This window comes from Pseudomonas putida group bacterium ESBL64, assembly GCF_045277175.1.
Taxonomy (GTDB): Bacteria; Pseudomonadota; Gammaproteobacteria; order Pseudomonadales; family Pseudomonadaceae; genus Aquipseudomonas; species Aquipseudomonas alloputida.
Map to the genome: position 1 here is coordinate 171,930 of NZ_CP145799.1, position 22,485 is coordinate 194,414.

General features: G+C 64.0%; 23 protein-coding genes and 2 riboswitches. Of the genes, 7 read left to right on the forward strand and 16 right to left on the reverse strand.

The window, feature by feature from the left end; genetic code table 11:
* Positions 1-91 precede the first annotated feature (91 nt).
* Both V6093_RS00760 and V6093_RS00765 read right to left on the reverse strand, forming a co-directional pair.
* On the reverse strand, positions 92-1,663 hold the full coding sequence (locus tag V6093_RS00760; protein WP_014861791.1) for a sensor domain-containing diguanylate cyclase: 1,572 nt from the start codon (positions 1,661-1,663) through the stop codon (positions 92-94).
* A gap of 59 nt (positions 1,664-1,722) precedes the next feature.
* Entirely contained in the window at positions 1,723-2,202 is a 480-nt protein-coding gene (locus tag V6093_RS00765) for a hypothetical protein (RefSeq protein WP_003250484.1), read from the reverse strand.
* Between the two features lie 133 nt (positions 2,203-2,335).
* On the opposite strand from V6093_RS00765, the gene V6093_RS00770 reads away from it, so the two are divergent.
* A complete protein-coding gene (locus tag V6093_RS00770) occupies positions 2,336-2,833 on the forward strand; it encodes a GNAT family N-acetyltransferase (protein ID WP_406669666.1) in 498 nt (165 codons plus the stop codon).
* 156 nt (positions 2,834-2,989) lie between these two features.
* Here the strand turns inward: V6093_RS00770 and V6093_RS00775 are convergent, their stop codons facing one another.
* The 9 genes from V6093_RS00775 to lpxO form a co-directional block, all read right to left on the reverse strand.
* Positions 2,990-3,424 carry a pseudoazurin gene (locus tag V6093_RS00775; RefSeq protein ID WP_406669667.1) on the reverse strand — a complete coding sequence of 145 codons (435 nt, stop codon included), beginning with the start codon at positions 3,422-3,424 and terminating at the stop codon, positions 2,990-2,992.
* Between the two features lie 17 nt (positions 3,425-3,441).
* Positions 3,442-4,230 carry an ABC transporter ATP-binding protein gene (locus V6093_RS00780; RefSeq protein WP_406669668.1) on the reverse strand — a complete coding sequence of 263 codons (789 nt, stop codon included), beginning with the start codon at positions 4,228-4,230 and terminating at the stop codon, positions 3,442-3,444.
* Entirely contained in the window at positions 4,227-5,243 is a 1,017-nt protein-coding gene (locus V6093_RS00785) for an iron ABC transporter permease (RefSeq protein WP_003250493.1), read from the reverse strand. The genes V6093_RS00780 and V6093_RS00785 overlap by 4 nt, the downstream gene beginning before the upstream one ends.
* On the reverse strand, positions 5,243-6,253 hold the full coding sequence (locus V6093_RS00790; RefSeq protein ID WP_047604003.1) for an ABC transporter substrate-binding protein: 1,011 nt from the start codon (positions 6,251-6,253) through the stop codon (positions 5,243-5,245). The genes V6093_RS00785 and V6093_RS00790 overlap by 1 nt, the downstream gene beginning before the upstream one ends.
* Before the next feature lie 110 nt (positions 6,254-6,363).
* Positions 6,364-6,562, reverse strand: a riboswitch (cobalamin riboswitch).
* A gap of 28 nt (positions 6,563-6,590) precedes the next feature.
* Positions 6,591-7,757, reverse strand: a complete 1,167-nt coding sequence (locus V6093_RS00795) for a DUF1624 domain-containing protein (protein WP_060537704.1) — start codon at positions 7,755-7,757, stop codon at positions 6,591-6,593.
* Positions 7,758-7,874: 117 nt separating this feature from the next.
* Positions 7,875-10,001: a TonB-dependent receptor gene (locus V6093_RS00800; RefSeq protein WP_406669669.1), complete on the reverse strand. Its 2,127-nt coding sequence runs from the start codon at positions 9,999-10,001 to the stop codon at positions 7,875-7,877.
* Positions 10,002-10,109: 108 nt separating this feature from the next.
* A riboswitch (cobalamin riboswitch) is annotated at positions 10,110-10,318 on the reverse strand.
* A gap of 155 nt (positions 10,319-10,473) precedes the next feature.
* Positions 10,474-11,043, reverse strand: a complete 570-nt coding sequence (locus tag V6093_RS00805; protein WP_014861782.1) for a GNAT family N-acetyltransferase — start codon at positions 11,041-11,043, stop codon at positions 10,474-10,476.
* Positions 11,044-11,121: 78 nt separating this feature from the next.
* On the reverse strand, positions 11,122-11,466 hold the full coding sequence (locus V6093_RS00810; protein WP_014591592.1) for a carboxymuconolactone decarboxylase family protein: 345 nt from the start codon (positions 11,464-11,466) through the stop codon (positions 11,122-11,124).
* A gap of 118 nt (positions 11,467-11,584) precedes the next feature.
* Positions 11,585-12,484, reverse strand: coding sequence for a lipid A hydroxylase LpxO (gene lpxO, locus V6093_RS00815; protein WP_003250504.1), 900 nt, complete (start codon positions 12,482-12,484; stop codon positions 11,585-11,587).
* A 158-nt stretch (positions 12,485-12,642) separates the two neighbouring features.
* On the opposite strand from lpxO, the gene thpR reads away from it, so the two are divergent.
* A complete protein-coding gene (gene thpR, locus V6093_RS00820) occupies positions 12,643-13,188 on the forward strand; it encodes an RNA 2',3'-cyclic phosphodiesterase (protein WP_014861781.1) in 546 nt (181 codons plus the stop codon).
* Positions 13,189-13,251: 63 nt separating this feature from the next.
* On the opposite strand, the gene V6093_RS00825 is transcribed toward thpR, so the two are convergent.
* Positions 13,252-14,157: an AraC family transcriptional regulator gene (locus V6093_RS00825; protein ID WP_003250509.1), complete on the reverse strand. Its 906-nt coding sequence runs from the start codon at positions 14,155-14,157 to the stop codon at positions 13,252-13,254.
* Between the two features lie 181 nt (positions 14,158-14,338).
* Here V6093_RS00825 and calA point away from each other — a divergent pair, with 181 nt between their 5' ends.
* Entirely contained in the window at positions 14,339-15,391 is a 1,053-nt protein-coding gene (calA, locus tag V6093_RS00830; RefSeq protein ID WP_047603998.1) for a vanillin reductase, read from the forward strand.
* Between the two features lie 110 nt (positions 15,392-15,501).
* On the opposite strand, the gene V6093_RS00835 is transcribed toward calA, so the two are convergent.
* The gene (locus tag V6093_RS00835; RefSeq protein WP_047603997.1) at positions 15,502-16,818 is read right to left on the reverse strand and encodes a hypothetical protein; all 1,317 of its coding nucleotides are present in this window, start codon (positions 16,816-16,818) and stop codon (positions 15,502-15,504) included.
* A gap of 205 nt (positions 16,819-17,023) precedes the next feature.
* On the opposite strand from V6093_RS00835, the gene V6093_RS00840 reads away from it, so the two are divergent.
* The gene (locus V6093_RS00840) at positions 17,024-18,223 is read left to right on the forward strand and encodes a sugar transporter (RefSeq protein ID WP_014861778.1); all 1,200 of its coding nucleotides are present in this window, start codon (positions 17,024-17,026) and stop codon (positions 18,221-18,223) included.
* Positions 18,224-18,262: 39 nt separating this feature from the next.
* Here V6093_RS00840 and V6093_RS00845 read toward each other — a convergent pair whose 3' ends face one another.
* From V6093_RS00845 to V6093_RS00855, 3 genes are read right to left on the reverse strand one after another with little or no spacing between them, the layout of a single operon-like run.
* A complete protein-coding gene (locus V6093_RS00845) occupies positions 18,263-18,847 on the reverse strand; it encodes a LysE family translocator (protein WP_004573728.1) in 585 nt (194 codons plus the stop codon).
* A gap of 51 nt (positions 18,848-18,898) precedes the next feature.
* Positions 18,899-19,729 (reverse strand): AraC family transcriptional regulator, encoded by an 831-nt coding sequence (locus tag V6093_RS00850; RefSeq protein ID WP_003250518.1) that lies wholly within the window; start codon positions 19,727-19,729, stop codon positions 18,899-18,901.
* Between the two features lie 48 nt (positions 19,730-19,777).
* Positions 19,778-20,701: a LysR family transcriptional regulator gene (locus V6093_RS00855; RefSeq protein ID WP_064614214.1), complete on the reverse strand. Its 924-nt coding sequence runs from the start codon at positions 20,699-20,701 to the stop codon at positions 19,778-19,780.
* Positions 20,702-20,804: 103 nt separating this feature from the next.
* Between V6093_RS00855 and V6093_RS00860 the strand changes: the two genes are divergently transcribed.
* The 3 genes from V6093_RS00860 (at position 20,805) to V6093_RS00870 (ending at position 22,484) form a co-directional block, all read left to right on the forward strand.
* Positions 20,805-21,458: an oxygen-insensitive NAD(P)H-dependent nitroreductase NfsB gene (locus V6093_RS00860; RefSeq protein ID WP_004573726.1), complete on the forward strand. Its 654-nt coding sequence runs from the start codon at positions 20,805-20,807 to the stop codon at positions 21,456-21,458.
* Between the two features lie 142 nt (positions 21,459-21,600).
* Positions 21,601-22,050 carry an antitoxin Xre/MbcA/ParS toxin-binding domain-containing protein gene (locus V6093_RS00865; protein ID WP_003250525.1) on the forward strand — a complete coding sequence of 150 codons (450 nt, stop codon included), beginning with the start codon at positions 21,601-21,603 and terminating at the stop codon, positions 22,048-22,050.
* On the forward strand, positions 22,047-22,484 hold the full coding sequence (locus V6093_RS00870; protein WP_012052908.1) for an RES family NAD+ phosphorylase: 438 nt from the start codon (positions 22,047-22,049) through the stop codon (positions 22,482-22,484). Before V6093_RS00865 ends, V6093_RS00870 begins: the two co-directional genes overlap by 4 nt.
* The last annotated feature ends 1 nt before the right edge of the window (position 22,485 follow it).

Sequence of the window (22,485 nt, forward strand, 5' to 3'; positions counted from 1 at the left end):
TATGACAGGAATTGTTACAAGCCACCGATTCATCGTTGCCTGTAACGGCATTTCACGGGCAAGCCCGCCCCCTGCAGACAACTCAAGACGTTCAGGCAAAAGCGACCCGGTTGCGCCCCTCCTGCTTGGCCCGGTAAAGCGCCCGGTCAGCCTCGCCCAATGCATTCATGGGCTCGCCGTGAGTCTCGCCATCCCAGTGCGTCACCCCCAGCGAAATCGTCACTGCCCCCACCGGTTCCACCGGCATATCCTGTACGGTCACACGCAACCGTTCGGCCACCGCGGCCGCCACGTTCAGGGTGGCCCCAGGCAGCAATATCAGGAACTCCTCGCCACCGGTGCGACACAGCAGGTCGCCCTCGCGGCAACAACGGCGCATGAGCTCCGCCAGCTGGCGCAGCACCTGGTCGCCCACTTCGTGTCCATGGCTGTCATTTATCCGCTTGAAGTGGTCGATATCCAGCGCAATGGCTGCAAACTCCCGGTTTTCAGCCTCCAGTAACGACAGGCTGATTTCCAGGCTGCGGCGGTTGCCCAGGCCGGTCAGCGGATCGGTCTGGGCGTCCCGATTGAGCCGGCCGATACGCTCTTGCAGCAAGTTCAGGCTGAACAGCAACGCGCGCTTGAGCTCTGCCGCCTCGAAGTACCAGGCCCGCACCTGATGCAAGTGCTCGGCGGTAGCGGCGCGGTCCATCGTGCGGGCACCGGCGGCAAGCTTCCAGAGCGGTCGGGCGATGGTACGGGCCAGCCACCACAGCAGCAGGCTGCCAACCAGCGCCAAGGGCGCCGAACTGGCGATCACGTTCAGCACCAGATGGTGCAACGGCGCCACCGTCTGCACCAAGGGCTGCTGCGCTACCACGCCCCAGCCGGCGCTGGGGACGGTGGCGAAGCCGGCGAGCATTTCCACGCCCAGGCTATTGGTCAGTTGCCGGGTACCGCTGTCCAGTGTCGCCAACTGGTCGACCAGCGCATTGCCCTCCACCACCGTCCCTACCCGCTCGCTATGGGGGTGGTACAGCAGGCGTCGGTTGCGGTCGACCACATACAGGTACGAACCGTCCTTGTAGAAATGCTCGCCCAGCAGGCTGTTGAGGATGTTGCGTTCACGCAGGTACAGGCTGCCACCCACATACCCCAGGTAGTTGCCGTTGCTGTCGAAAATGGGTTGCGATAAGGCTACCACCAGGTTGTCGGCCGCCGACAGGTAGGGCGTGGAAACCAGTGGACGGCGTTCGCGCAGGGCTTCCAGAGCACCGGGCGACTGCACGTGGGTGCCGAGCAGGTGGCGTAGCGGGGCGGGGGATACTGCCAGCAGTACACCGTTGGCATCGATCACGAAGGTGGAGTTGAAGGCCATGCTCTGGCCCAGTACGCGGTCGGTTTCCAACTGCAGCGCTGTGGTGTCGCTCAACTGCCGGCTTTGCACGCCGGCGCTGAACATCAGTTGCTGCAAGGCGTTGCCAATGAAGGTTTCGGTGATGCTGGCCAGCTTGGTCGCATACACCCGGTTGGCTTCCAGGGCATTGTCGATCAATAGCTGGCGCTGCACCCGGTAGCTGGCGAAATAGCTGGCGCACAGCATGACCACTGCGGTAAGGGCGCAGAGCACCAGAATGAGTGTACGTAGATCCAGGCGCAATCCATGCTTGGTGTGTGTCAATCCTGACCTCGGGTGATCGTAAAGGGCGGCTGAACGGAAGTTACCTTGCCGGGCAGCGGTCAAGAGCCTGCTTTGTCCAGCGCATCAAGCTCATCTTCCACCTCTTGCATACGCTGCTCCACCAAGGCTTGCACGTTCACATCGCGGGCGGTTTCGCGCATCAGGGCGGTGAGTTTTTCGCTCAAGCGTTTGCCGGCTTCGGTGTCTTCCAGGGCGCGAGCTTTGGCAGGGTCCTGGGTGGCGGCGACGATGGTGGCGAATTCGGCGTCGCTGAAGTTCTTTTCGCTGTACAGGCGGAACAAGTCCCGGCGCTGGTCCTCGACGGTGAGGTGCTTGCGCAGTACGTCCTGGATGGTCGCTTGCGACAGCTGCGGGTGAGTGCGGCCCAGCAGCGCGGACATGCGCTCGATGTTGTGCGTGTAGGCGTCCTGCAGCGGCAGCTGGCTGAGGATCTGATCTTCACGGGAGGGTTTCTGGTCGCAGGCGGTGAATGCAGCAGCCAGCAACAGGGGTAACAGCAACTTCGGGAGGCGAGGCATGGTGTGGCCTGGTCGGGCAGTGAAGACTGCTGATTATACCGATGTCCGCCTTGCCACGACGAGCCCTGTGATTTGCCTTGTGCGGCACGCTGCGGTAGAACCGTGCGCTCCCAACCACACTGGCAATAGCCCGATGCCGAACTGGACCCTGCAACCTGTGGCGCGTGACGCCATTGCCGAAGTGCTGGCGTTTGTCGACAGCGCCCGGCGCGCGCTTTTCCCGATGCTCGCCAACGCACCCTTGCCGCGTGACCTGGCGCATTTCGCCGACACTTACCTGGACGGTGCGGGCTGCTTTCTGGAAGCCCGTGAGGGTGGGCGGCTGGTCGCGGTGATCGGTTACTTGCCCTATGACCATCGCTTTGCCCAGTTTGATTACCGCGCAGAGCGGGTAGTCGAGGTGGTGCGGCTGTTCGTGTTGCCGGCCTACCGCAGGCATGGCCTGGCGGCTGCCTTGTTTGGTGCCTTGCGCGAACGGGCGATGCAAGCGGGCTTGGACTGCCTTTACTTGCATACTCATCCGTTTCTGCCGGGTGCCATTGCGTTCTGGGAGCGGCAAGGCTTCACGGTGGTGGATGTGGAGCAGGACCCGGTGTGGCAGACCACGCACATGCAGTTGCGATTACGCTGACCTGTGGGAACGTGCCTATTGGCGATGAAGATCGCGCCCTGGGTCACTGGGTCGAACGCACGGCGGTTGATGAGGTTCCAGTTGCCATCCTCGGTAAAGCCATTGCTGTGCAACCGGGCGGAGCCGGCCTGGGCGTGAGGCGCCCGAATAGCCGCCTCACTGCCCGGCCTCGAGCTTTTGCAACTGTGCGGCAAAGCGGGCTTTGGCCCGCGCCGGCAAGCTGGCCGGCAATTCGGCGGTAGGCGCATCACCGACCTGGATCACCATGACCATGCCCATGGCCACGTGCGGAATGCACTGGATACCGTATACGCCCGGCACGCTGAAGGTGTGCTCGAACGGCTGGTTCAGTTTGCTCTTGAACGGTTCGGCACCGGTGGGTAGCAGGCCCGCCACGCTGGCGGCATTATGCCCGCTGTGGCTCGGCAGGAAGCGCACGCTATCGCCGGGGGCAATGCGCAAGTGGTCAGGCTCGTAGACCATGGCGCCGTCGCTGCCACGGTTGAGCATTTTCACTTCATGCACTTCGGCCAGTGCGGTCGGGGCAAGCAGGGTGCTGGCGAGCAGCAGGGCGACAGGGCGCAACAGCATGGGCAAGGCTACCAGGTTCAGGGGGCGCGAAAGCGCAGGATGCGCGCGCCGTCGAAAGGGTCGGTGAGGTAGTGGGCGTGGACGCCGAAGGTGCTCAACAGGCGCTCGGGGGTAAGCACTTCGAAGGGGTTGCCGAGGGCGACCAGACGGCCCTTGTCGAGAACTGCGACACGGTCGCAGGTCAGCGCCTGGTTGAGGTCATGCAGCGCTACCAGGGTGGTGACCGGCAGCGCCTGCACTTGTTGCAGCAGGCATAGCTGATGCTGAATGTCCAGGTGGTTGGTCGGTTCGTCCAGCAGCAGCACCTGCGGCCGTTGGGCCAGCGCACGGGCGATGTGCACACGCTGGCGCTCGCCACCGGACAGCGACCCCCACAGGCGCGTGCGCAGGTGCAGGGCGTCGAGGTCGGCCAGGGCTTGCTCGACGATGGCGCAGTCCTGCCGGGAGAACGGTGCCAGGGCCGAGAGCCACGGCGTGCGGCCCAAGGCAACCGCGTCGAACACGCTGATCGCATCGAGTGTGTCGGCCTGTTGCTCGACCAGTGCCAGCGCTTGGGCAACACGGCGGCGGGGCATTTGTGCCAGTGGCTCACCCAGGAGCTGCACGCTGCCGCAGGCGGGTTTGCGCAGCCCTGCCAGCAACTTCAACAGCGAGGACTTACCCGAGCCGTTGGGGCCGACGATGCCCAGGGTTTCACCAGCGACAACGCTGAGATCGATAGCGCTGAGCACGGTAGTGCCGGCCAGTTGCAACCCCAGCCCATGGCAGGCCAGCGGGGGGATGCGAACAGCGGTCATGGCTGTCATGGGCGCCCCCGTCGGCTGACCAGAATCAGCGCGAATACAGGGGCACCGATCAGCGCCGTAACCACGCCCACCGGGATCACCTGGCCGGTGATCAGCGTGCGCGAAAGAATGTCCGCCACAATCAGAAACAGCGCACCACCCAGTGCGCTGGCGGGCAACAGACGGCTGTGCCCGGGGCCGAGCAGAAGGCGCAGGGCATGGGGTATAACGAGCCCGACAAAACCGATGGCGCCGACAATGGACACCATCACAGCCGTCACCAGCGCTGCACAACTGATCAGCAGCAACTGGGTGCGCCGCACCGGGATGCCCAGCGAGGCGGCCGAATCGGCACCGAAGGTAAAGGCATCCAGCGCACGGCGATGCCACAGGCACACCAGCAAGCCGAAAATCGCCACCGGTACGGCCAGCCACACCGAAGGCCAGCGTACACCGCTCAGGTTGCCCAGCAGCCAGAACAGGATGCCGCGCGCCTGCTCGGCGGTGGCTGACTTGGTGATCAGGAAGGCGGTCAGTGCATTGAACAGCTGCGAGCCGGCGATACCGGCAAGGATGACCTGTGCATTGTTGCTGCTGGGGCCGGCCGCGCGGGCCAGCACCAGCACCAGGGCGAATGCGGCCCCGGCGCCGATGAAGGCCCCAGCAGACATGCTTAATGCCAGGCTACCCAGCCCCAGCAGGCCGACCAGTACCGCGCCGGTCGAGGCGCCGGCAGACAGCCCCAGCAGGTAGGGCTCGGCCAGTGGGTTGCGCAACATCGCCTGCAGGATGACACCGCAGGTGGCCAGCCCGGCGCCGCAAGCGGCGGCGACCAGGGTGCGGGTCAGGCGGTAGTTCCAGATGATGCCGGCGTCGATCGGGTCCACCGGGTAATCGGCTTGCCACAGGTGGTTGGCCAGCACCTGGCCAACCACGCTGGGCGACAGGTTGGTTTCGCCAATGGCGGTACCGGCCAGCAGGGCGGCCAACAGAGCGGCCAGGGCAACCGCGATGCAGGGTAACAGGCGGTTCATCACGGGGCTGCTTTACCGCTGGCGAAGGCCGTGGACAGCGTCTGCACGCCGCGGAACAGGCGGATGCCGGCCTGCATGGCGTCAGCGTCGAGGACAATGATGCGGTCGTGCTTCACCGCGTCCATGTTGCGGGTTACCGGGTCACTGCGCAGGAATTCGAGTTTTTTCTGGTAGTCGTCGGCGGGGAAACGGCGGCGGTCCATGCGCGCGATGATCAGCCAGGTCGGATTGGCCTTGGCCAGGGTTTCCCAGCCTACGCTTGGCCATTCTTCGCTGGACTCGACCACGTTGCGCACACCGAGGGTGCGCAGCATGAAATCGGCAACACCTTGGCGGCCGGCCACATAGGGGTCGATGTCCAGGTCGGCGCTGGAGAACCAGAACAGCGCCGAAGTTGCCGACAGGTCCTTGCCGGCCAGTTGTGCCCTGGCACTGTCCAGACGCCCTTGCAACTCGGCGTTCAGGGCCGCGCCGCGGTCCTGAACGTCGAAGATCTCGGCCAGTTGGCTGACGCTCTTGTAGATGCTGTCTACCTGGAACGCTTGCAGGCGGGTGCCGTCTGCACCGACCAGGTTGTTTTTGCCCTCGCAGTCCGATGGCAGCACGTAGGTGGGGATCTTCAGCTCATCGAACTGCTCGCGGGTGGCGACCACGCCCTGGGCACCGACCATCCATTCGAACTGCGCCGCGACCAGTTGCGGGCGCTTGCCGACCACCGCCTCGAAGCTGGGGTCGTTGTCGGCCAGGCGCGGCACCTTGGCGTTCACCGCCTGGTATTCGGGCAATACATTGTTGAACCACAGCGAGGTGCCCGCCAGCTTGTCACCCAGCCCCAGGGCATAGAGCAGCTCGGTACCGGCCTGGCCGATGGTGACGGCGCGCTGCGGCGCCTGGGCAAAAATCTGCGGCTTGCCACAGTTGTCGACCGTCAGCGGATAGTGGGTGGCAGCGGCCTGGGCCAGGCCAGTGAAGCCTAGGCCAGCGAGCAGGGTGGCGAAACGGGGCAGCATGCTGGGCGATCTCCTATCGGACAGTTCTGGTGAGGAACGCACGGACAGGCATCGCCGAGGCCCAGCGGGTGGCCGGGGCAACACGGATGGCCAATCCCGGACACCCCGCCGGTTGGTGAATGTAGGCCGGCAGGTCTCCTGACTGGTGCGTCACGGCCCGGCTCCGGCCTTCCCGGGCGGCAGGCCCAGTGGCATTGATGGAGCAGGCTCGGCACCTACAGTTGCGGGGGCAGTTCCGTTTGGCCCGTATTGGCAGGCCTGGGATTCCCTGTTAGTTCCGTGGTGGAAACCGGCGGCCCGCATGGTAGACCATCGCGCCGCCAGGTGAAAACGCTTTTCAGAAGTACTTCAGCCAACGGATGTCACGGCGGCGCTGCTTCAGTCGGGCGAACCCGCGCACCGGCAGGTACAGCGAAACCGCCAGCAGTACTGCGCCCAGCCATATCGCTGCAACACCGTTGAAACCGAAGTAGTCGCCATGGTTGAGCCCGAATAGCGCCACGCAGGCCAGGTACAGCAGCTTCAGCACATACAGGTGCAGCAGGTAGAAGAACATCGGTGCCGCACCGAACACCGCCAGGGCAGTGATCCAGCGCGCCAGGCCGGCCCGTTCGAACGCGCGTAACAACAACAGGCCGCAGCCCAGGGTCAGGGTCAGGAACAGCAGCGACGGTGGGTATTTGGTGATGTTGAAGAAGCTCATCAGGGTTTGCGTGAAGGTTGGGTAACCGCTCCACGGCGCCTCACCGTAACCGTTGAACATGCGCAGCAGCACAAAGCCAAGCAGCGCGAGCAAACCAGCCGCCAGCAGGTGTTGCTGGCGTTGCCCGGCATCGCTGCCGCGGGCGAACCAGGGCCCCAGGCCGTAACCCAAGGCGATGACGCCGATCCACGGCAGCACCGGGTAAGACGTGCGCAGGTGCAGGTTTTCGGAAAACGCCAGCCAGCCGCGATCATGCAGGATTGCCCACGGCACATGCAGGGCTGAATCCACGCCAAAGTGCAGGCCGTCGAGCAGGTTGTGGCCGGCGACGATGCTGGCGCCCAGGGCGAGCAGTGCGGCGCGTGGCAGCCACACCAGCAGCGACAGGGCGATCATGCTGACGCCGATGGCCCAGATCACTTGCAGGTAGATCACGCTCGGGGGCAACTGGAAGGTCCAGGCGAAGTTGACCAGGGTGAACTCCAGCACCACCAGGAACAGCCCGCGTTTGAACAGGAACGCCGAGACGTCGCCACGGCCCTGATGCTTCTCGCCATACAGCCAGGCCGACAGGCCGGTCAGCAGGACGAACACAGGCGCACACAGGTGGGCGAGGGTGCGGCTGAAGAAAAGCGCCGGTTCCGTGGTGTCGATGGCCATGGGGTCGCTGACCTGGCGGTGCAGGAGGAAAGTCTCGCGGACATGGTCCAGGAGCATGAACAGGATCACCAGGCCGCGCAGGGCATCGATGCTCTGCAGGCGCTGGGTGATCAGCGTGGGCGTGGCGCTGGCACTTGTCATGGGTTGTCTAATAGGAATGAATTTCATGTGAAACGTTATCGTATAACAATACGCTAAAAGGGAATAGAGGTTTTTGTGTGGCCTGTGCCGGGCTCTTCGCGGCACAAACCACCCAGATCAGAAGCTGTAATCCACCGTCGCGAAGTACGACCGCGGTATCCCCATCAACCACTGCTGCCCGCTGAACGCCGACTGCACATACTCGCGATCGAACAGGTTGTTCAACTGCAACCCCACCTTCACATCCGGCATCACCTGCCAGGCGATGTTGGCATCGACCACGGTGTACCCGGGGGCGCTCTGGGTATTGGCGGTATCGGCATAACGCTCATCCACATAGCGCGCCCCAATGCCAGCCTCCACCTGCTGGCCGAAGCCTTTGCTCAACCAAAGGTTGGCGGTACGCCGTGGCACGTTGGCCGGCCGGTTGCCTGCCCGATTCTGCGGCAGGCCGCCGACCATTTCGTCGAAGTCGTCGTACTTGGCGCGTACCAGCGATGCGTTGGCCGACACCTGCCACTGATGGGCCAGGGCCAGCTCCAGCGTCGCTTCCAGGCCATCGGAGGTCTGCTGCCCTGCTTGTTGCTTCTCGTGCGTGATGGGGTCGTCCACCAGCAGCTTTTTCTTGACGATGTGGTAGGCGGCAAGCGTCCATTCGCCGCGCCCCTCCCAAAAGCGCTGCTTGAGGCCGACCTCGGTCTGCTTCGCCTCGGTCAGGTCATAGTTCATCTGCGCGGGGCTGAGGCTGATGAGGTTGTTGACCCCATCCTCGCTGGTTGAGTACTGGCCGTACAACGACAGGTCGTCGCTGATTGCGTACACCAGCCCGACGCGCCAGTTGCCCCCTTGCAGGCTGCGATCGCTACGGCTGTCGTTGATCAAGTTGTTGCGGTCGATGTGGTTCTGGTCGCGACGCACGCCGGTAACCAAAGACAGGCGATCGCTCAATTGCAGGCGGTTCTCGGCAAACAGGGCAAAGGTATGGGTGGTCGAAAGCGTTTGCGGCCGCAACGGCGAGGCGCTATGGAACCCGCCGGGCTGCGGCTGCCATGGGTCGAGGTAGTCGCCGCCGACATCGTTGTAGGGTGAATTGCTGTCGACGTTGAAGCGCACCTTGTTGTATTCGGCACCGAGCACGGTCTTGCTGTCCAGGCCGAACAGGGTGTGGTCGAAGGTGAAGGTTTGACGGTCGCCGAACTGTTCCTGGTTGTGCTTGATTTCCAGGTAGCTGCCGCGCAGCAACTGCTGACGCCCGGCGTCCCAGCTGTAGTCCTCGGCGTTGCGCCAGTGGCGGCGGCTTTTGATGTAGTACAGCTGGTTGCTGGCGCTGAGCTGGTCGTTCAGCGCCCAGTCGGTCGTGAGCCGGGTCCATTCATCAACGTACTGCTGTACGTCGTTCTGCACGTTGTAGTTCTTTTTGCGCAGGCTGCTGCGGTAGTGGCCGTCGATCAGCGGGGTACCGTAGTAGTTGGCAGGTTGTGCATCGCCGCGGTCATGGGCCAGCGTGAAGCTGAGGTCATCACTGGCGTCAAAACGCAGCGCGGCGCTCAGGGCCAGGCTACGTGAAGCGGTGCGGTCGACCCAGCCATTGCCGGCCTGTTGGTTCAGCGTCAGGCGGTAGCTCAGGCGCTCGCTGAGGCTGCCGCCGCTGTCCAGGCCGAGCTGCTGGCGGTCCCACGAGCCGTAACCCAGTCGCAGGTGGTTGCGCACCTCGCCGGCAAAAGGTTTTTTCGGGATCACGTTGATCACTGCGCCGGTGGCGCCTTCGCCATGCAGTACCGAGGCCGGGCCGCGAATCACCTCGATGCGTTCGACCATCCACGGGTCGACCGGGAAGGTCTGTGTGCCGGCACCGGTGTACAGGCGCGCGCCGTCGAACAGGGTCATCACTGAGCTGTGGCCGGCAAAGCCGCGGGCAGACAGGCCTGTACCGCCGTCCCCCGGGGAGCCGACGAAAGTAATGCCCGGCGAGCGGGTCACTGCATCCTGCACCGTGATGTTGTTGCGCTGCTGAATCTGCCGTTCGCTGATACTGCTGGTGCTGGCCGGTGTTTCCAGGGCGCTGAGGCCAAGGCGCGAGCCGGCCTGGGTCGGCGTGGCCAGGTCGATGGTGCGGTTGTCCTGAGTGTCGGTGATGGCCGTGGAAGGCAGGGCCAGAGGCTGCGGGTCGCGGTCATCAGCCAGCGCCGGCAGGGCAACGGCCAGGCAGGCCGCCAGGGGGTGAAGTTTGAACATACGGGACATGTCGTTCCACTGCTGCAGGAATGAATGGATCCCGGTGGAAAACACGCAAAGGCGAACCATGCAGGCAGGCGCGCGCACGGATTCCGGCCTGCGCCCGCCCACCGCGGGTTGCCAAGTGAAGCTCCAGGCCGGTCTCCGGGCTTGCGAGGGGCATGAAACCTTCACCTTCCCATGCTTGAGCACAGTGGTATCTCGAAGGGTTCGCTCGCTTACCGTTGCGGGGGCAGCACCGGACTTGTCGTGGGCAACACGACGCACCGGTTTCCCGTTTCACCCTGCGCGCGGCGGCGCAGGGCACCTGAAACTGGCGCGCATCTGACCATTGAAAGGCTGGGGCGTCAAATGTTGGTGTGCTGTGAATGCTGAGAAAAAACAACAGGTTGTGCGTTTTTGCGGCGCCGGAGCCCCATTTGGCAAGAACATCAGGCCCCAGCGTGATGAGTTGGCTGGGGAGGCAGGCTTGCCTGAAAAGCTAGCGCCCGCGGCGCCGCGATACCCGTGCCTCGATGTTCTTGCGCCCGATCAGCAGCGGCGGCTTCTCCACCACCGGCTCATCCGCCAGCCATTTGTACATCACCAGGCAGTCCACCAGCCCCAGGCGGGCATGACGGTAGGCCTTGGGCAAACGGCCGACTGTTTCAAAGCCCAGCTTGTGCCATAGCGCCACGGCCACTGCGTTGGTGGCTACCACCGAGTTGAACTGCAATGCCAGAAAGCCTTCCTGGCGCGCCAGCTTTTGCGAGTGCTCGCACATCAAGCGCGCCACGCCCCGGCCGCGCGCCTGTTCGCAGACCATGTAGCCGCAATTGCCTACATGCGCACCAGGCCCGGCAGCATTGGGCTTGAGGTAATACGACCCCAGTAGCTCGCCATCTTCTTCGGCCAACAGCGTGTGCAAGGGCAGCTCCAGCCACAGCTGGCGGGCTTGCTCGAAGCTCAGCGCCGGGTCGAAAGCGTAGGTTTCACGGGCTTGGACAATGGCCTGGAAGGTGGGCCAGAAACGATCGAAATCGTCCGGCGTCATGGGGCGAATGTGGATCATGCGGGTTCCTGCGCGGGGTGAGCCGCCCAGTCTGGGTGGCGCGGCGCCGTCGCGCAAGGGCGGCGACGCCGTTTGTGCTCAACCGTTGGCCTTGCCCACCGCGTCCATTGCGCGGGCCGAGTACACCAGCGCGGCACCGGCGTTCATGGCCACGGCCACGCCGAGGGCCTCGGCAATTTCCTCGCGGCTGGCACCCGCTTTGACGGCCTGCTGCGAATGCACGGCGATACAGCCGTCGCAGCGGGTGGTCACAGCCACGGCCAAGGAGATCAGCTCGCGGGTCTTGGCATCCAGGTGGTTGGTTTTGGCGCCTGCACCGCTGGCGGTCATGTAGCCGGCTACGGTGTCGGGGGAGAGTTGCTTGAGATCGCCGATGCCGGCCATCAACTGCTTACGGTAGGCGTCCCAGTCCATCATGCTCATCGTCTTCACCTTGGGGGGTTGCGAGTGGAGCTTTCAGGCTAGTCGAAGCGTGGCACGTGCGAGGCGGTACTTTGGTGGGTAAACGCAGGTCACTCGTACAGTGGCCTGCGTTGAGCCTTCAGATGTAGATGAACACCAGCACCAACGCCGCGACCACTGCCCATTTTTCCAGGTAGTAGCGCAGGCGATTGCGCTTCTTCAGCGCCTTGCCACGTTCGCGGATCTTGTAGATGCGGGTGAACAGGCGGTTGATGCCACCGGTCTTGTCGCTGGCATCGTTGGGCGCAGCGGCAGCGGCCATCACGTTGCGGCTGAACCAGCGGTTGAACGCGGTTGCCCAGCGGTACTTGAGCGGGCGTTCGACGTCGCAGAACAGGATGATGCGGTTGTGCTCGGTGGTGTTGGCTGCATAGTGGATGTAGGTTTCGTCGAAGATCACCCCCTCACCATCGCGCCAGGCGTATTTCTCGCCGTCCACGTCGATGTAGCAGCCGTCGTCATTCGGGGTATCCAGGCCCAGATGGTAGCGGTACGAGCCGGCATACGGGTCACGGTGGCGCACCAGCTTGGCTCCCGGAGGCAGGGTAGCGAACATGGCGGCCTTGACCGTGCCGATGCCTTGCAGCAGCTCGGTCGTGCGTGGGCAAAGGGCCATTGCCGACGGGTGGCTTTCGCCATACCACTTCAGGTAAAAACGTTTCCAGCCGGTCTTGAAGAACGAGTTGAAACCGACGTCATCGTAATTGTCGGATTTCTTGATTTCGCCTACGTGCAGCAACTGGCGGCCTTCCTCACGGATCTCCTGCCAGTGGTCCTGCAGCGGTTTCAGTTCTGGAAAGGCCTCGACCGGCAGGTAGGGCTTGGCCGGGTGTTTGGAGAACAGGTACAGGAAGCTGTTGATCGGGGCCAGGAAGCTGGAGTGGTCGCCCAGCTGGCGAGTCAGCTTGTGGCGAACCCGACCGCGCAGGTGAACATAGGCGATCGAGAAGACGAAGATAAGTACGAGTGCAATTTTCATGGACGTTTACTTGTCGAAAAATGGCCATGCGCCGAGGCATGAGCCCGCCAGCATAAACAATCATGGGGGCAGTTTGTACTTATTGTTACCAAACTGCGGGGCGACATTGGTGTAATACCCTACAGTCTTGCGCAAACGTTTCATGTCAGGGAGTTTGTATGGTTCAGGATATACGCCCCAGCGGTAGCCCGTTCAAGCGGCTGTTCTTCGCCTTGCCGGTCAGCGACGCGCAGCGCCGTGACCTGGCCCAGTGGCGACGCGGGCTGAACCTGCGCAGCGGCAAACCGGTGCCGGCGGCCAACTTCCATGTCACGCTGCTGTTCCTCGGTGATGTGGACACTGCGCAGGTGCCGGCAATGTGCGCGGCGGTCGACCAACTGGCGCTGCCAACCTCGGCGCCGCGGCTGTTGCTCGACCGTTTGCAGGTGTGGCAACGGGCCGGCGCCTTGGTGCTGGAGGCGCAGCAGGTACCGCCCGCCCTGTTGCAACTGGTGTACGGTTTGCAGCAGGCGTTGCTGCCGTTGGGGCTGGAAGCGGCCACGCGTGAGTATCGACCGCATCTGACGCTGTCCAGGGATTACCGCGGGCAGCCGCCCGAGGCCAGTAGCGCGCCGGAGTTTTACCTCACCGCGCGACACTTCACGCTTTACGAGTCGCGCAAGGGGGCTTACTGGCCATTGGCGCAGTGGCCGCTGGCGGGCTGACCCGCCGGGCGAAAAACGCCTTGTCCCGGATGCGTACCTGCAGGGGCTGTTCAGATCGGGTGATTACACCGGCATGCTTTGGTAAGGCAATTCATCCCCTGGGCTGCGCTCGAACTGGCGCTTGTACTCGCGGCTGAACTGCGAGGTACTCTGATAGCCCACCCGGTGCGCAGCCTGTGCCACGCCCAGGCCTTCGCCGATCAGCATCTGCTGCGCCTTGAGTAGCCGCAAGCGCTTGAGGTACTGCATCGGTGCCATGTCGGTGCAGCGCTTGAAGTGTTCATGGAAGGTCGAAACGCTCATGTTGGCCCGCGCGGCCAGTGCCTCCACGCTCAGCGGCTCGGCGTAGTGCTCGCGCAGGTGGGCGAGGGCGGCACCGATGCGGGCGAAGTGCCCCTGTTGCTCCACCAGTGCCCGCAACACACCGGCCTGCGGGCCGCGCAGCGCGGTATACAGCACCTCGCGTACGCGCGCCGGGCCCAGTACCTTGGCGTCAAGCGGGTCCTGCAGGCAGTGCAGCAGCCGTTCCACACTTTCGCGCATTGGCGCATCCAGTGCTGCGGAGGTCATCGATTGCGGTGTTTGCGCCTGCACTTCAGCGTCCGGTGCCAAGCCCATGCTCTGCACCAACTCGCCCAGCACGCCACGGTCGATGCCCACCGCCACGCCCAGCAATGGCGCGTCAGGGGTGGCGAAGGTTTCGCACATGAACGGCACCGACAACGCCTGCACCAGGTAATGCCCGGCGCCGTACTCCAGGGTGCGCGGCCCCAGGCGTGCCAGCTTGCTGCCCTGGGCCAGGATCATGAGGCTGGGTTCGTAAATCTGTGGGCTGCTGGCCACATAGTGGTCCCAGCTCAGCACCTGCACCTGGGGCAGGAGGGTGGGCACGAAGCCCGGGCGCGTGGTGAGGCTGCGGATCAGTGAGCAGAGCGGCGCATTGGCATCGACGTGACGGGTCAGTTGCATGGTGGACCAAGGGCAGAGAATCAGACAGCTTGATCATCGCAGATTGAGGGCGTGGCGCCAGCTATAGCTTGGCATCTTCGTAGAATCAGGCATGCATGCCGGAGAATCAGCCGTGGGCGAGGCGGCGAACGACGCGCAAAATGCGTCGCCTGAATCGTTTCACTTCACTGCGAGGCCCTGCATGTATACCGCCATCGGTTATGCCGCTCAAACCCCCACCAGCCCCCTGGCCCCCATGACGTTCCAACGCCGCAGCCCGCGCCCGGATGACGTCGCCATCGACATCCTGTACTGCGGCGTGTGCCACTCCGACATCCACCAGGCGCGCAACGAATGGGGCATTGCCGTGTACCCGCTGATGCCGGGCCACGAGATCATCGGCCGGGTCACGGCGGTGGGCGACAACGTCACCGCGCACAAGGTCGGTGACCTGGTGGGCGTCGGCTGCATGGTTGACTCGTGCCGTACCTGTGAAGCCTGCGCCAAGGACCTGGAGCAATATTGCCTCGAAGGCCCGACCATGACCTACGCCACCCCGGACCGGGTCGACGGCAGCAACACCATGGGGGGGTACTCCAGCAGCATCGTGGTCAGCGAGCACTTCGTGGTGCGCATACCGGCCGGCATGGACCTGCCCAGCGCTGCACCTATCCTGTGTGCCGGCATCACCACCTATTCGCCGCTCAAGCACCACGGCGTTGGCCCGGGCCACAAGATCGGCATCCTCGGCATGGGCGGCCTGGGCCACATGGGCATCAAACTGGCCAAGGCCCTGGGTGCGGAAGTGACCCTGTTCACGCGCTCTCAGGCCAAGGCCGAGGAAGCGCGCCGCCAAGGGGCCGACCATGTGATCGTCTCCACCGATGCCGAGCAGATGCGCGCCGCTGCTGGCCGTTTCGATTTCCTGCTCGACACCATTCCGGTGCAGCACGACCTCAACCCGTACCTGGAAACGCTGAAGTTCGACGGTGTGCACATCCTGGTTGGCCTGATCGAACCGATCGACCCGGCATTGCATGCGGCCAACCTGGTGATGAAGCGCCGGGTGCTGGCGGGGTCGTTGATCGGGGGGATTGCCGAGACTCAGGAAGTACTGAACTTCTGCGCCGAGCACGGCATCCGTTGCGATATCGAGATGCTGGATATCCGCAACATCAACCAGGCCTATGAGCGGATGATTGCCGGTGATGTGAAGTACCGGTTCGTGATCGACATGGCCACGTTACAAGGCTGATGGGTCGGTTGCCTGTACGGGCCTCTTCGCGGGCAAGCCCGCTCCTACACAGGGGTGATGTAGGGCTTGCGCGCGGTGGGGCCCGTACAGGCAGCACCGATGCAGCCGCTTTACCAGGCCATCGGCTTGTCCCAGCCCTTCCAGAACAACCATCGCCGCACCTCGCCGTGCGCCCCGGTACCGATCTGCCACTCGGGCCGCCCGCTATCCAGCGCAATCACCGAAATAACCCCCGCATGGCTCGCCGCCACCAGCGTTTGTCCGTCGGCGCTGATATCCATCGCACTGATGGTCGATCCCAGGTAATGCTGCCAATGCTCCTTACCCTCTTCGCCAAACGCCCGCAGGTAGCCATAGGCATCACCCACAATGTACTCGCCATCGCGCGCAACCCCCGCATACACCCTTGCGCCATCCTGCACCAGCGGGGTACGCGGGTCCTGGCTGTAGTAATCGGTATCCAGCTCGTGCAGGTCTGCCACCCTCACGGCCAGCGTGGCACCGCTGTAGAAATGGCAGGCATTGACGATCAACTGGTCACCCGCGCGGTTGAACAAGGCAAAGTGCGGGTATTCGCTGCCTGGGCCGATGTGCGCCAGCGGCTTGAGTCGTTCGTCCAGAACAAGGTGTCGGCTGCCTTGCTCACCCACGACGATCAGCCGGCCATCCGCCGACACCGCACCATGCTCCATGCTCAGCCCCAGGCTGATGTCGTCCGGGTCGGTGCCCTCGGCCAGCTCATCGAGCACCCGTGTCTGCTGTGGCAGCAGGCGAGTCGCACCTTGAGTGGCCAGCACGAAGATACCTTCGGCACTCACCAGCAGCACTCGCTGGCCATCGGGGAAGGGGATCAGCGCGGTCGGTGTGGGCGGCAGGTCGAACGGCTCGAACGGGTAGCCTGGCGGCAACCCCTCCAGCCCCGTAGGCCAGGCCAGGCGCTGCACTTGCGGGCCGCCCCAGCCATCGGTCACACGCACGCCCTCGGCATTGGCCAGGGCGAAATAGCGCCGCGCCGGGCAACGGCCAAAGTGTTCGATGCCGATGACCGGGGTTACCCCATGGTGATCGATACGCACCACCTGGCCCTTGTCGTAAGGCATACCGATGCGGGCCAGCAGGCTGCCATCTTCCAGCAGCAGGACATGGCTGATGCCTTGGCCGTGGTCTTCGAGCATAGGTATCAAGGGGTGGTGTGCGGGTGGCCAGGCCTCGCGAAATGCCTGACGCTGCGGTTCGTCCATGCCAGGGCGGTTGGCTGCCTGCAGGGCTGCCAGCCAGGCGTCGAGCAGGTGTTCGGTGGCGGGTGCCTGCGGCTCTTCGAGGTTGTCCCAGCCGTGCGCACGGCCCTGCGCGACGTAGTCGTTGACGGCCTGGGCATAGGCGATGACTGCCTGCTGCCACTGCTGCTGGGGGTGCTGCTTGTCCATGAGCGGATCGGGCTCCTTGTTGCACGCGCGTTTCACACAAAGCGCGCATGGTACTCCTTCTGCCTGCCCTGCGGTTGTGAGGCCCCAGCTTGACGCGTACCATGCCGGGCATTCCTATCCATAACAAAACGTACGTTGGCACCCCTGCAAGCGGGTGGCTGGCGTGCGACCTGTTGCTTTGTCTGCGGAGAAGCGGTTTCCACCCATGAACGGACCCATACCCACACACCTGCCGCCCACAACGGGCAGCGGCAGCTGGCTGAGCGTCATCGCCCTGGCCTTGGCGGCCTTCATTTTCAACACCACCGAGTTCGTCCCGGTGGCGCTGCTCAGTGACATTGGCCGCAGCTTCGACATGAGCACTGCCCAGGTCGGCCTGATGCTGACCATCTATGCCTGGATCGTGGCGCTGGCCTCGTTGCCCATGATGTTGCTGACCCGCAACATCGAACGGCGGCGTCTGCTGCTGTTCGTGTTCCTGGTGTTCATTGTCAGCCACTTGCTGTCGTGGCTTTCGCAGAGCTTCGCCATGCTGCTGGTCAGCCGTATCGGCATTGCCCTGGCGCATGCGGTGTTCTGGTCCATCACCGCCTCGCTGGCGGTGCGTGTGGCGCCGCCGGGCCAGCAGGCCAAGGCGCTGGGCCTGCTGGCCACCGGTACTACCCTGGCCATGGTCCTGGGCATCCCGCTGGGCCGTGTGGTGGGCGAGGCACTGGGCTGGCGCATCACGTTCCTGAGCATTGGCGGGGTAGCGCTAGCCACCATGCTGTGCCTGATGAAATCGCTGCCGCTGCTGCCCAGCCAGAACTCCGGTTCGTTGCGCAGCCTGCCGGTCCTGTTCAAGCGCCCGGCACTGGTCATTACCTACTTGTTGGTGACGTTGGTCATTACCGCGCAGTTCACGGCCTACAGCTATATCGAGCCGTTCGCCCTGCACGTAGCGCAGATCGGCGGCGACCGCACCACACTGTTGCTGCTGTTGTTCGGCGGTGCCGGGGTTTTTGGTTCGTTGTTGTTCAGCCGTTACAGCGACCGCTTCCCGCATGGCTTCCTGGTGGGTTCGATCGGGGTACTCGCCGCGTGCCTGTTGCTGATGTTGCCGCTGTCGGGCAACTTCTATGTGTTCGCAGTGCTGAGCATGTTCTGGGGCGTGGCCATTCTCAGCTTCAGCCTGGCGCTGCAGTCCAAGACCCTGAAGCTGGCGTCCGACGCCACCGATGTGGCCATGGCGCTGTTCTCGGGTATCTACAACATCGGTATTGGCGGGGGTGCGCTGCTGGGCAGTATCGTCAGCAGCCAGATGAATGTGGCGGATATCGGCCTGGTGGGCGGCAGCGTGGCAGTGGTCGGGCTGGTACTGGCCGTTGCCAGTACCCGGCGCTTTCGCGAGGCGTTGGCACGCTGAGCCGGGGCCGCTCAGGCCCCTTGCCGGTCAAGTAGAGACTCAGGCCAATACGGCAGCCCATGCCGATATCAACAAAACCCCCGCCAATACCTGGTTGAACACCCGCAACCGCCCCGGTGCCTGCAGCCACCGGGCGCTCCCCACCCCCAACACCGCCCACGCGGCCATGCTCGGCAGAGCGATCAGCAAGAACACCAGCGCCAGCTGCCACACTGGCAACGACGGCGCGGCAAATACCCCGACCACCGCCACGGCCATCAACCACACCTTGGGGTTCACCACCTGCAACGAAGCCGCGCTGAGCGCACTGAAGCCTGGCGCCGTGGTCGTGTGGAGCGGGGCGGCGGCACTGCGCAGCATCTTCCAGGCCAGGCTACTCAGCCACAGCACCCCGGCCCAGCTCATCAGCTGTTGTGCCAGGGGGTGGCGCAGCAGCAGTTCGCCCAGCCCCAGCCCGACGAGCAGCACAATGGCTGCAGCCGCGCCACACGCCGCCACGATCGGCGCCAGGCTTGCGCGCAGGCCCCGGCGGGCGCCATGGGCCAGGATCAACAGGTTGGTCGGCCCCGGGCTGATACTGGACACCAGGGCAAACAGAATGAAGGGCAACAACGACTCAGACATGGTTCATGGGCTCCGTAACATCGAAGCACCATGCTCGCTGCCCGCCGGCACTCAGTCTGGAAGGTTTGAGCAGCGCCTGCGGTAGTCGGCCGGGGTCAACTGGTAGGCGCGGCGGAACCAGCGCCCCAGGTGGCTCTGGTCGGCAAAGCCCAACGCCACGGCCACTTCGGCCGGTGTCTGGCCTTGGGCAAGCAGGCGCCGCGCGCGGGCCAGGCGCAGCTGGATCAGGTAGGCATGGGGTGCAATGCCGAACGCCGCCTTGAACGCACGCGTCAGGCGAAAGCGGTCAATGCCGCAGGCCTGGGCCAGGTCCTCCAGGCCGATGTCGCGCTCCAGATTGGCATGCAGGAAGTCCCGGGCGCGCTGTGCGGTCAGCGGCAGGCGCGGGTCGGGGTTGATGCGGCGGCGCCAGTGCAGGTGGCGGGTCAGGCAGGCCAGCAGATCGTCCATGGCCGTTTGCCTGACGATGCGCAAGTCCTGGTCATGCACGGCCCTGAAGGCCAGGGCGGTGGCCCGTGCCAGGCGTTCGTCGTGGCACAGGGTGTCGGCGAAGCTGGGCAGGCTGTCGCCCGGCGCGTGCTCGTACAGCGCGCGCAGCTGTTGGTCGAGCCAGGCGGGCTCCAGGTACAGCGTCGAATAGGTGAAGCCTTCTTCGGTGGGCGCCAGGCCATCGTGGATGTCGCCAGGCTCAAGTAAGAATACCTGCCCCGGCGTGCTGCGGTGGCGCACCCGGCGGCAGTTGAACTGCTGCACGCCCTGCTCGGTCACGCCGACCAGGAAGCTGTCGTGCCAGTGGGGATCATAGGCATGGCCGACAAAATGCGCGCGGACCGACTCGATGCCAGTGTCGGCGTCTTGTTTGAAGTCGATCCAGTTGCTCATGGACGTGTACCGTGGGGTAAATGGCTACCTTAGCGCAACGCCCCCGGCTCAGTCTGGAACGATTGTGCAGCCGTTGGTCAGTGCCCGGGCGCGCAGGGCCTCGAAGCGTTCGCGTAGCCACAGGTGCAATTGCTTCACGGCCGGTGTGAGTTGTTTGCGATGAGGGCAGACCAAGGTCAGCGGGGTAGGCTCGCCGAGCAATTCGGGCAGGACCATTTCCAGTTCACCGGCCGCGATGTTGGCGCTGACATCCAGCCACGACTTGTAGACGATACCTTCCCCCTGGATGGCCAGGCGGCGGATGACGTCGGCATCGTCACTGACCAGCGGCCCACGCACCTGCACGGTGCGATTACCCAGCTGCCACTTGTCGTACACCCGGCTGTGCTGCATGTACAGCAGGCAGGCATGCTGCTGCAGTGCGTCGGGGGTAAGCGGGCGGCCGTGACGGGCCAGGTAGTCGGGCGAGGCCACCAGCACGCGGCGGTTCCATTCGGCCAGTGGCAGGGCGATGTAGTTGGCATCCTGGTTGAGGCCATAGCGGATGGCCACATCCACAGGGTCGCGGTTGAGGTCGGCCATCTGGTCGGACAGGAAGAAGCGCAGTTGCAATGCCGGGTGGTCGCGGCGGAAAGCGCTGAGCCAGGGCAGCAGCATGTTGCGGCCCATGTCGGAAGGGGCCGACACCTGCAGGGTGCCGCGCAGGCTATTGGGGTTGCCATGCAGATCTTCATGGCCCTGGCGCAGGCTTTCCAGCACATTCAGCGCGGTTGGCAGGTAGCGCTCGCCCTCGGCGGTCAGGCGCAGGCTGCGGGTGGTGCGGGCGAACAGGCGTACATCCAGGTCGCGTTCCAGGCGTTTGATCGCGGCAGCCACCTGGCCCGGCAGCAGGCCTGCTTCATGGGCGGCGGCAGTGAAGCTCCCCAGCACGCTGCTGCGGGCAAACAGTTCGAGGTCGGTGATGCGCAGCATTTTCATTCCAGGGATGAAAGTGTTGTTACATTGTGCCGCTTTTTCTTTTTTGCTGGAAAGATAAGATGCCCGGCAAATCCACTGTTCATCCCGGAGTTGTCGCATGGATACCGTATCGCTGGCCAAGCGCCGTTACACCACCAAAGCTTACGATGCCTCACGCCGCATTCCCCAGGCCACCGTCGACGCCCTGCTCGAACAACTGCGTCACAGCCCGTCGTCGGTCAATTCCCAGCCCTGGCATTTCATCGTCGCCGACACGGCCGAAGGCAAGGCCCGCCTGGCCAAGAGCACTGCTGAGGGTTATGCCTACAACACGCAGAAGCTTCTCGATGCCTCGCATGTGATCGTGTTCTGCACCCGTACCGAAATGACTGAAGAACACCTGAACGCCGTGCTCGATCAAGAGGCTGCCGATGGCCGTTTCCGTGATGAGCAAGCGCGCGCCGGGCAAAACCAGAGCCGCCGGCACTACGTCAACCTGCACCGCTTCGACCAGAAGGATGTGCAGCACTGGATGGAAAAACAGACCTACCTGGCGTTGGGAACTGCCTTGCTGGGTGCAGCGGCGCATGGGCTGGATGCCACGCCGATCGAGGGCTTCGACAGCAAGGTCCTCGATGCCGAACTGGGTTTGCGTGAGCGTGGCTTTACCAGTGTGGTGATCCTGAGCCTGGGTTACCGCAGTGAGGCGGACTTCAATGCCGGGCTGAGCAAGTCGCGGTTGCCGGCATCGCAAGTGTTCACCTTCCTGTGAGGTTTCCGGGGCCGCTGTGCGGCCCTGGCAACGCTGGCAGTTAATCTGGCAAAGCCCTGACGTCGACCGCCCGATCAGGCAAACTGGCAATGACCCGGCATATACCGCATACTTATCGGCAAATGCCGAAAAGGAGCCTGCCATGCTTGCCGAAGTGCTTCGCGACAACGGTTACCACGAGTACCGGGCGCGCTTGCAGGCGCTGCTGGACATTCCCGAGCTTGCCAGTGACTTCGAAATCCACACCCGCATCACCGATGGTTTTGCCGCCACCTGGTTGGTAAAGCTGACCGAACGCGGTGTGCTCACGCCGGTGGAGCGCGACCAGATCATCCCGCTGCGCACCCTCAAATCCCGTATCGAGCGCGACCAACCGCTGACCGTGGATGAGAGCGATCGGCTGTTCCGCTCGGCCCACATCACCGCCATGGCCGAGGCTGTGTTCGGTGAAGCGGGCAAGGCCAAACGCTGGCTTTCCAAGCCCAAGGAGCGTTTCTCGGGGCTGACGCCGATGCAGATGCTCACCACCCAGCAAGGCACCACGCAGGTCGAAGAAATGCTGCTGCAGATTGCCGAGGGCTATGGCCTGTGATTTTGTGGCGAATCAGCGCCTATGCAGACTTGAGTGGTACGGGGGGCTTGCGTGTAAGTGGCCGCTGGCACCAGGCGGGGCGGCCGGTGGTGTATGCCGCCACCAGCCCTCCCGGGGCGATGCTGGAAGTGTTGGTGCACCTGGAGATCGACCCCGAGGATTTCCCGACCACCATGCGCTTGCTTCGCATCGAACTGCCCGACACGGTTTCCCAGGCGCAGTTGCCCGCTTTGCAGCCTGGCTGGTCTGCTCAGCCTGAGTTGACCCGTACGCTGGGCAATCGCTTTCTGGATGACGGTTCGGCATTGCTGCTGCCGGTGCCAAGCGCGATCATGCCCAGCACCACCAATTACCTGTTCAACCCACGGCACCCGCAGGCGCAGAGCGCGAAAATCCAGGTTGAGGATTTCACCCCGGACAGCCGCCTGTTCTAGC

Excerpts from the sequence above, each read along its gene's own strand:
- V6093_RS00765 (WP_003250484.1), bottom strand. The coding sequence starts at position 2,202 with ATGCCTCGCCTCCCGAAGTTGCTGTTACCCCTGTTGCTGGCTGCTGCA.
- V6093_RS00770 (WP_406669666.1), top strand. The coding sequence starts at position 2,336 with ATGCCGAACTGGACCCTGCAACCTGTGGCGCGTGACGCCATTGCCGAA.
- V6093_RS00775 (WP_406669667.1), bottom strand. The coding sequence starts at position 3,424 with ATGCTGTTGCGCCCTGTCGCCCTGCTGCTCGCCAGCACCCTGCTTGCC.
- V6093_RS00780 (WP_406669668.1), bottom strand. The coding sequence starts at position 4,230 with ATGACAGCCATGACCGCTGTTCGCATCCCCCCGCTGGCCTGCCATGGG.
- V6093_RS00785 (WP_003250493.1), bottom strand. The coding sequence starts at position 5,243 with ATGAACCGCCTGTTACCCTGCATCGCGGTTGCCCTGGCCGCTCTGTTG.
- V6093_RS00790 (WP_047604003.1), bottom strand. The coding sequence starts at position 6,253 with ATGCTGCCCCGTTTCGCCACCCTGCTCGCTGGCCTAGGCTTCACTGGC.
- V6093_RS00795 (WP_060537704.1), bottom strand. The coding sequence starts at position 7,757 with ATGACAAGTGCCAGCGCCACGCCCACGCTGATCACCCAGCGCCTGCAG.
- V6093_RS00800 (WP_406669669.1), bottom strand. The coding sequence starts at position 10,001 with ATGTCCCGTATGTTCAAACTTCACCCCCTGGCGGCCTGCCTGGCCGTT.
- V6093_RS00805 (WP_014861782.1), bottom strand. The coding sequence starts at position 11,043 with ATGATCCACATTCGCCCCATGACGCCGGACGATTTCGATCGTTTCTGG.
- V6093_RS00810 (WP_014591592.1), bottom strand. The coding sequence starts at position 11,466 with ATGAGCATGATGGACTGGGACGCCTACCGTAAGCAGTTGATGGCCGGC.
- lpxO (WP_003250504.1), bottom strand. The coding sequence starts at position 12,484 with ATGAAAATTGCACTCGTACTTATCTTCGTCTTCTCGATCGCCTATGTT.
- thpR (WP_014861781.1), top strand. The coding sequence starts at position 12,643 with ATGGTTCAGGATATACGCCCCAGCGGTAGCCCGTTCAAGCGGCTGTTC.
- V6093_RS00825 (WP_003250509.1), bottom strand. The coding sequence starts at position 14,157 with ATGCAACTGACCCGTCACGTCGATGCCAATGCGCCGCTCTGCTCACTG.
- calA (WP_047603998.1), top strand. The coding sequence starts at position 14,339 with ATGTATACCGCCATCGGTTATGCCGCTCAAACCCCCACCAGCCCCCTG.
- V6093_RS00835 (WP_047603997.1), bottom strand. The coding sequence starts at position 16,818 with ATGGACAAGCAGCACCCCCAGCAGCAGTGGCAGCAGGCAGTCATCGCC.
- V6093_RS00840 (WP_014861778.1), top strand. The coding sequence starts at position 17,024 with ATGAACGGACCCATACCCACACACCTGCCGCCCACAACGGGCAGCGGC.
- V6093_RS00845 (WP_004573728.1), bottom strand. The coding sequence starts at position 18,847 with ATGTCTGAGTCGTTGTTGCCCTTCATTCTGTTTGCCCTGGTGTCCAGT.
- V6093_RS00850 (WP_003250518.1), bottom strand. The coding sequence starts at position 19,729 with ATGAGCAACTGGATCGACTTCAAACAAGACGCCGACACTGGCATCGAG.
- V6093_RS00855 (WP_064614214.1), bottom strand. The coding sequence starts at position 20,701 with ATGCTGCGCATCACCGACCTCGAACTGTTTGCCCGCAGCAGCGTGCTG.
- V6093_RS00860 (WP_004573726.1), top strand. The coding sequence starts at position 20,805 with ATGGATACCGTATCGCTGGCCAAGCGCCGTTACACCACCAAAGCTTAC.
- V6093_RS00865 (WP_003250525.1), top strand. The coding sequence starts at position 21,601 with ATGCTTGCCGAAGTGCTTCGCGACAACGGTTACCACGAGTACCGGGCG.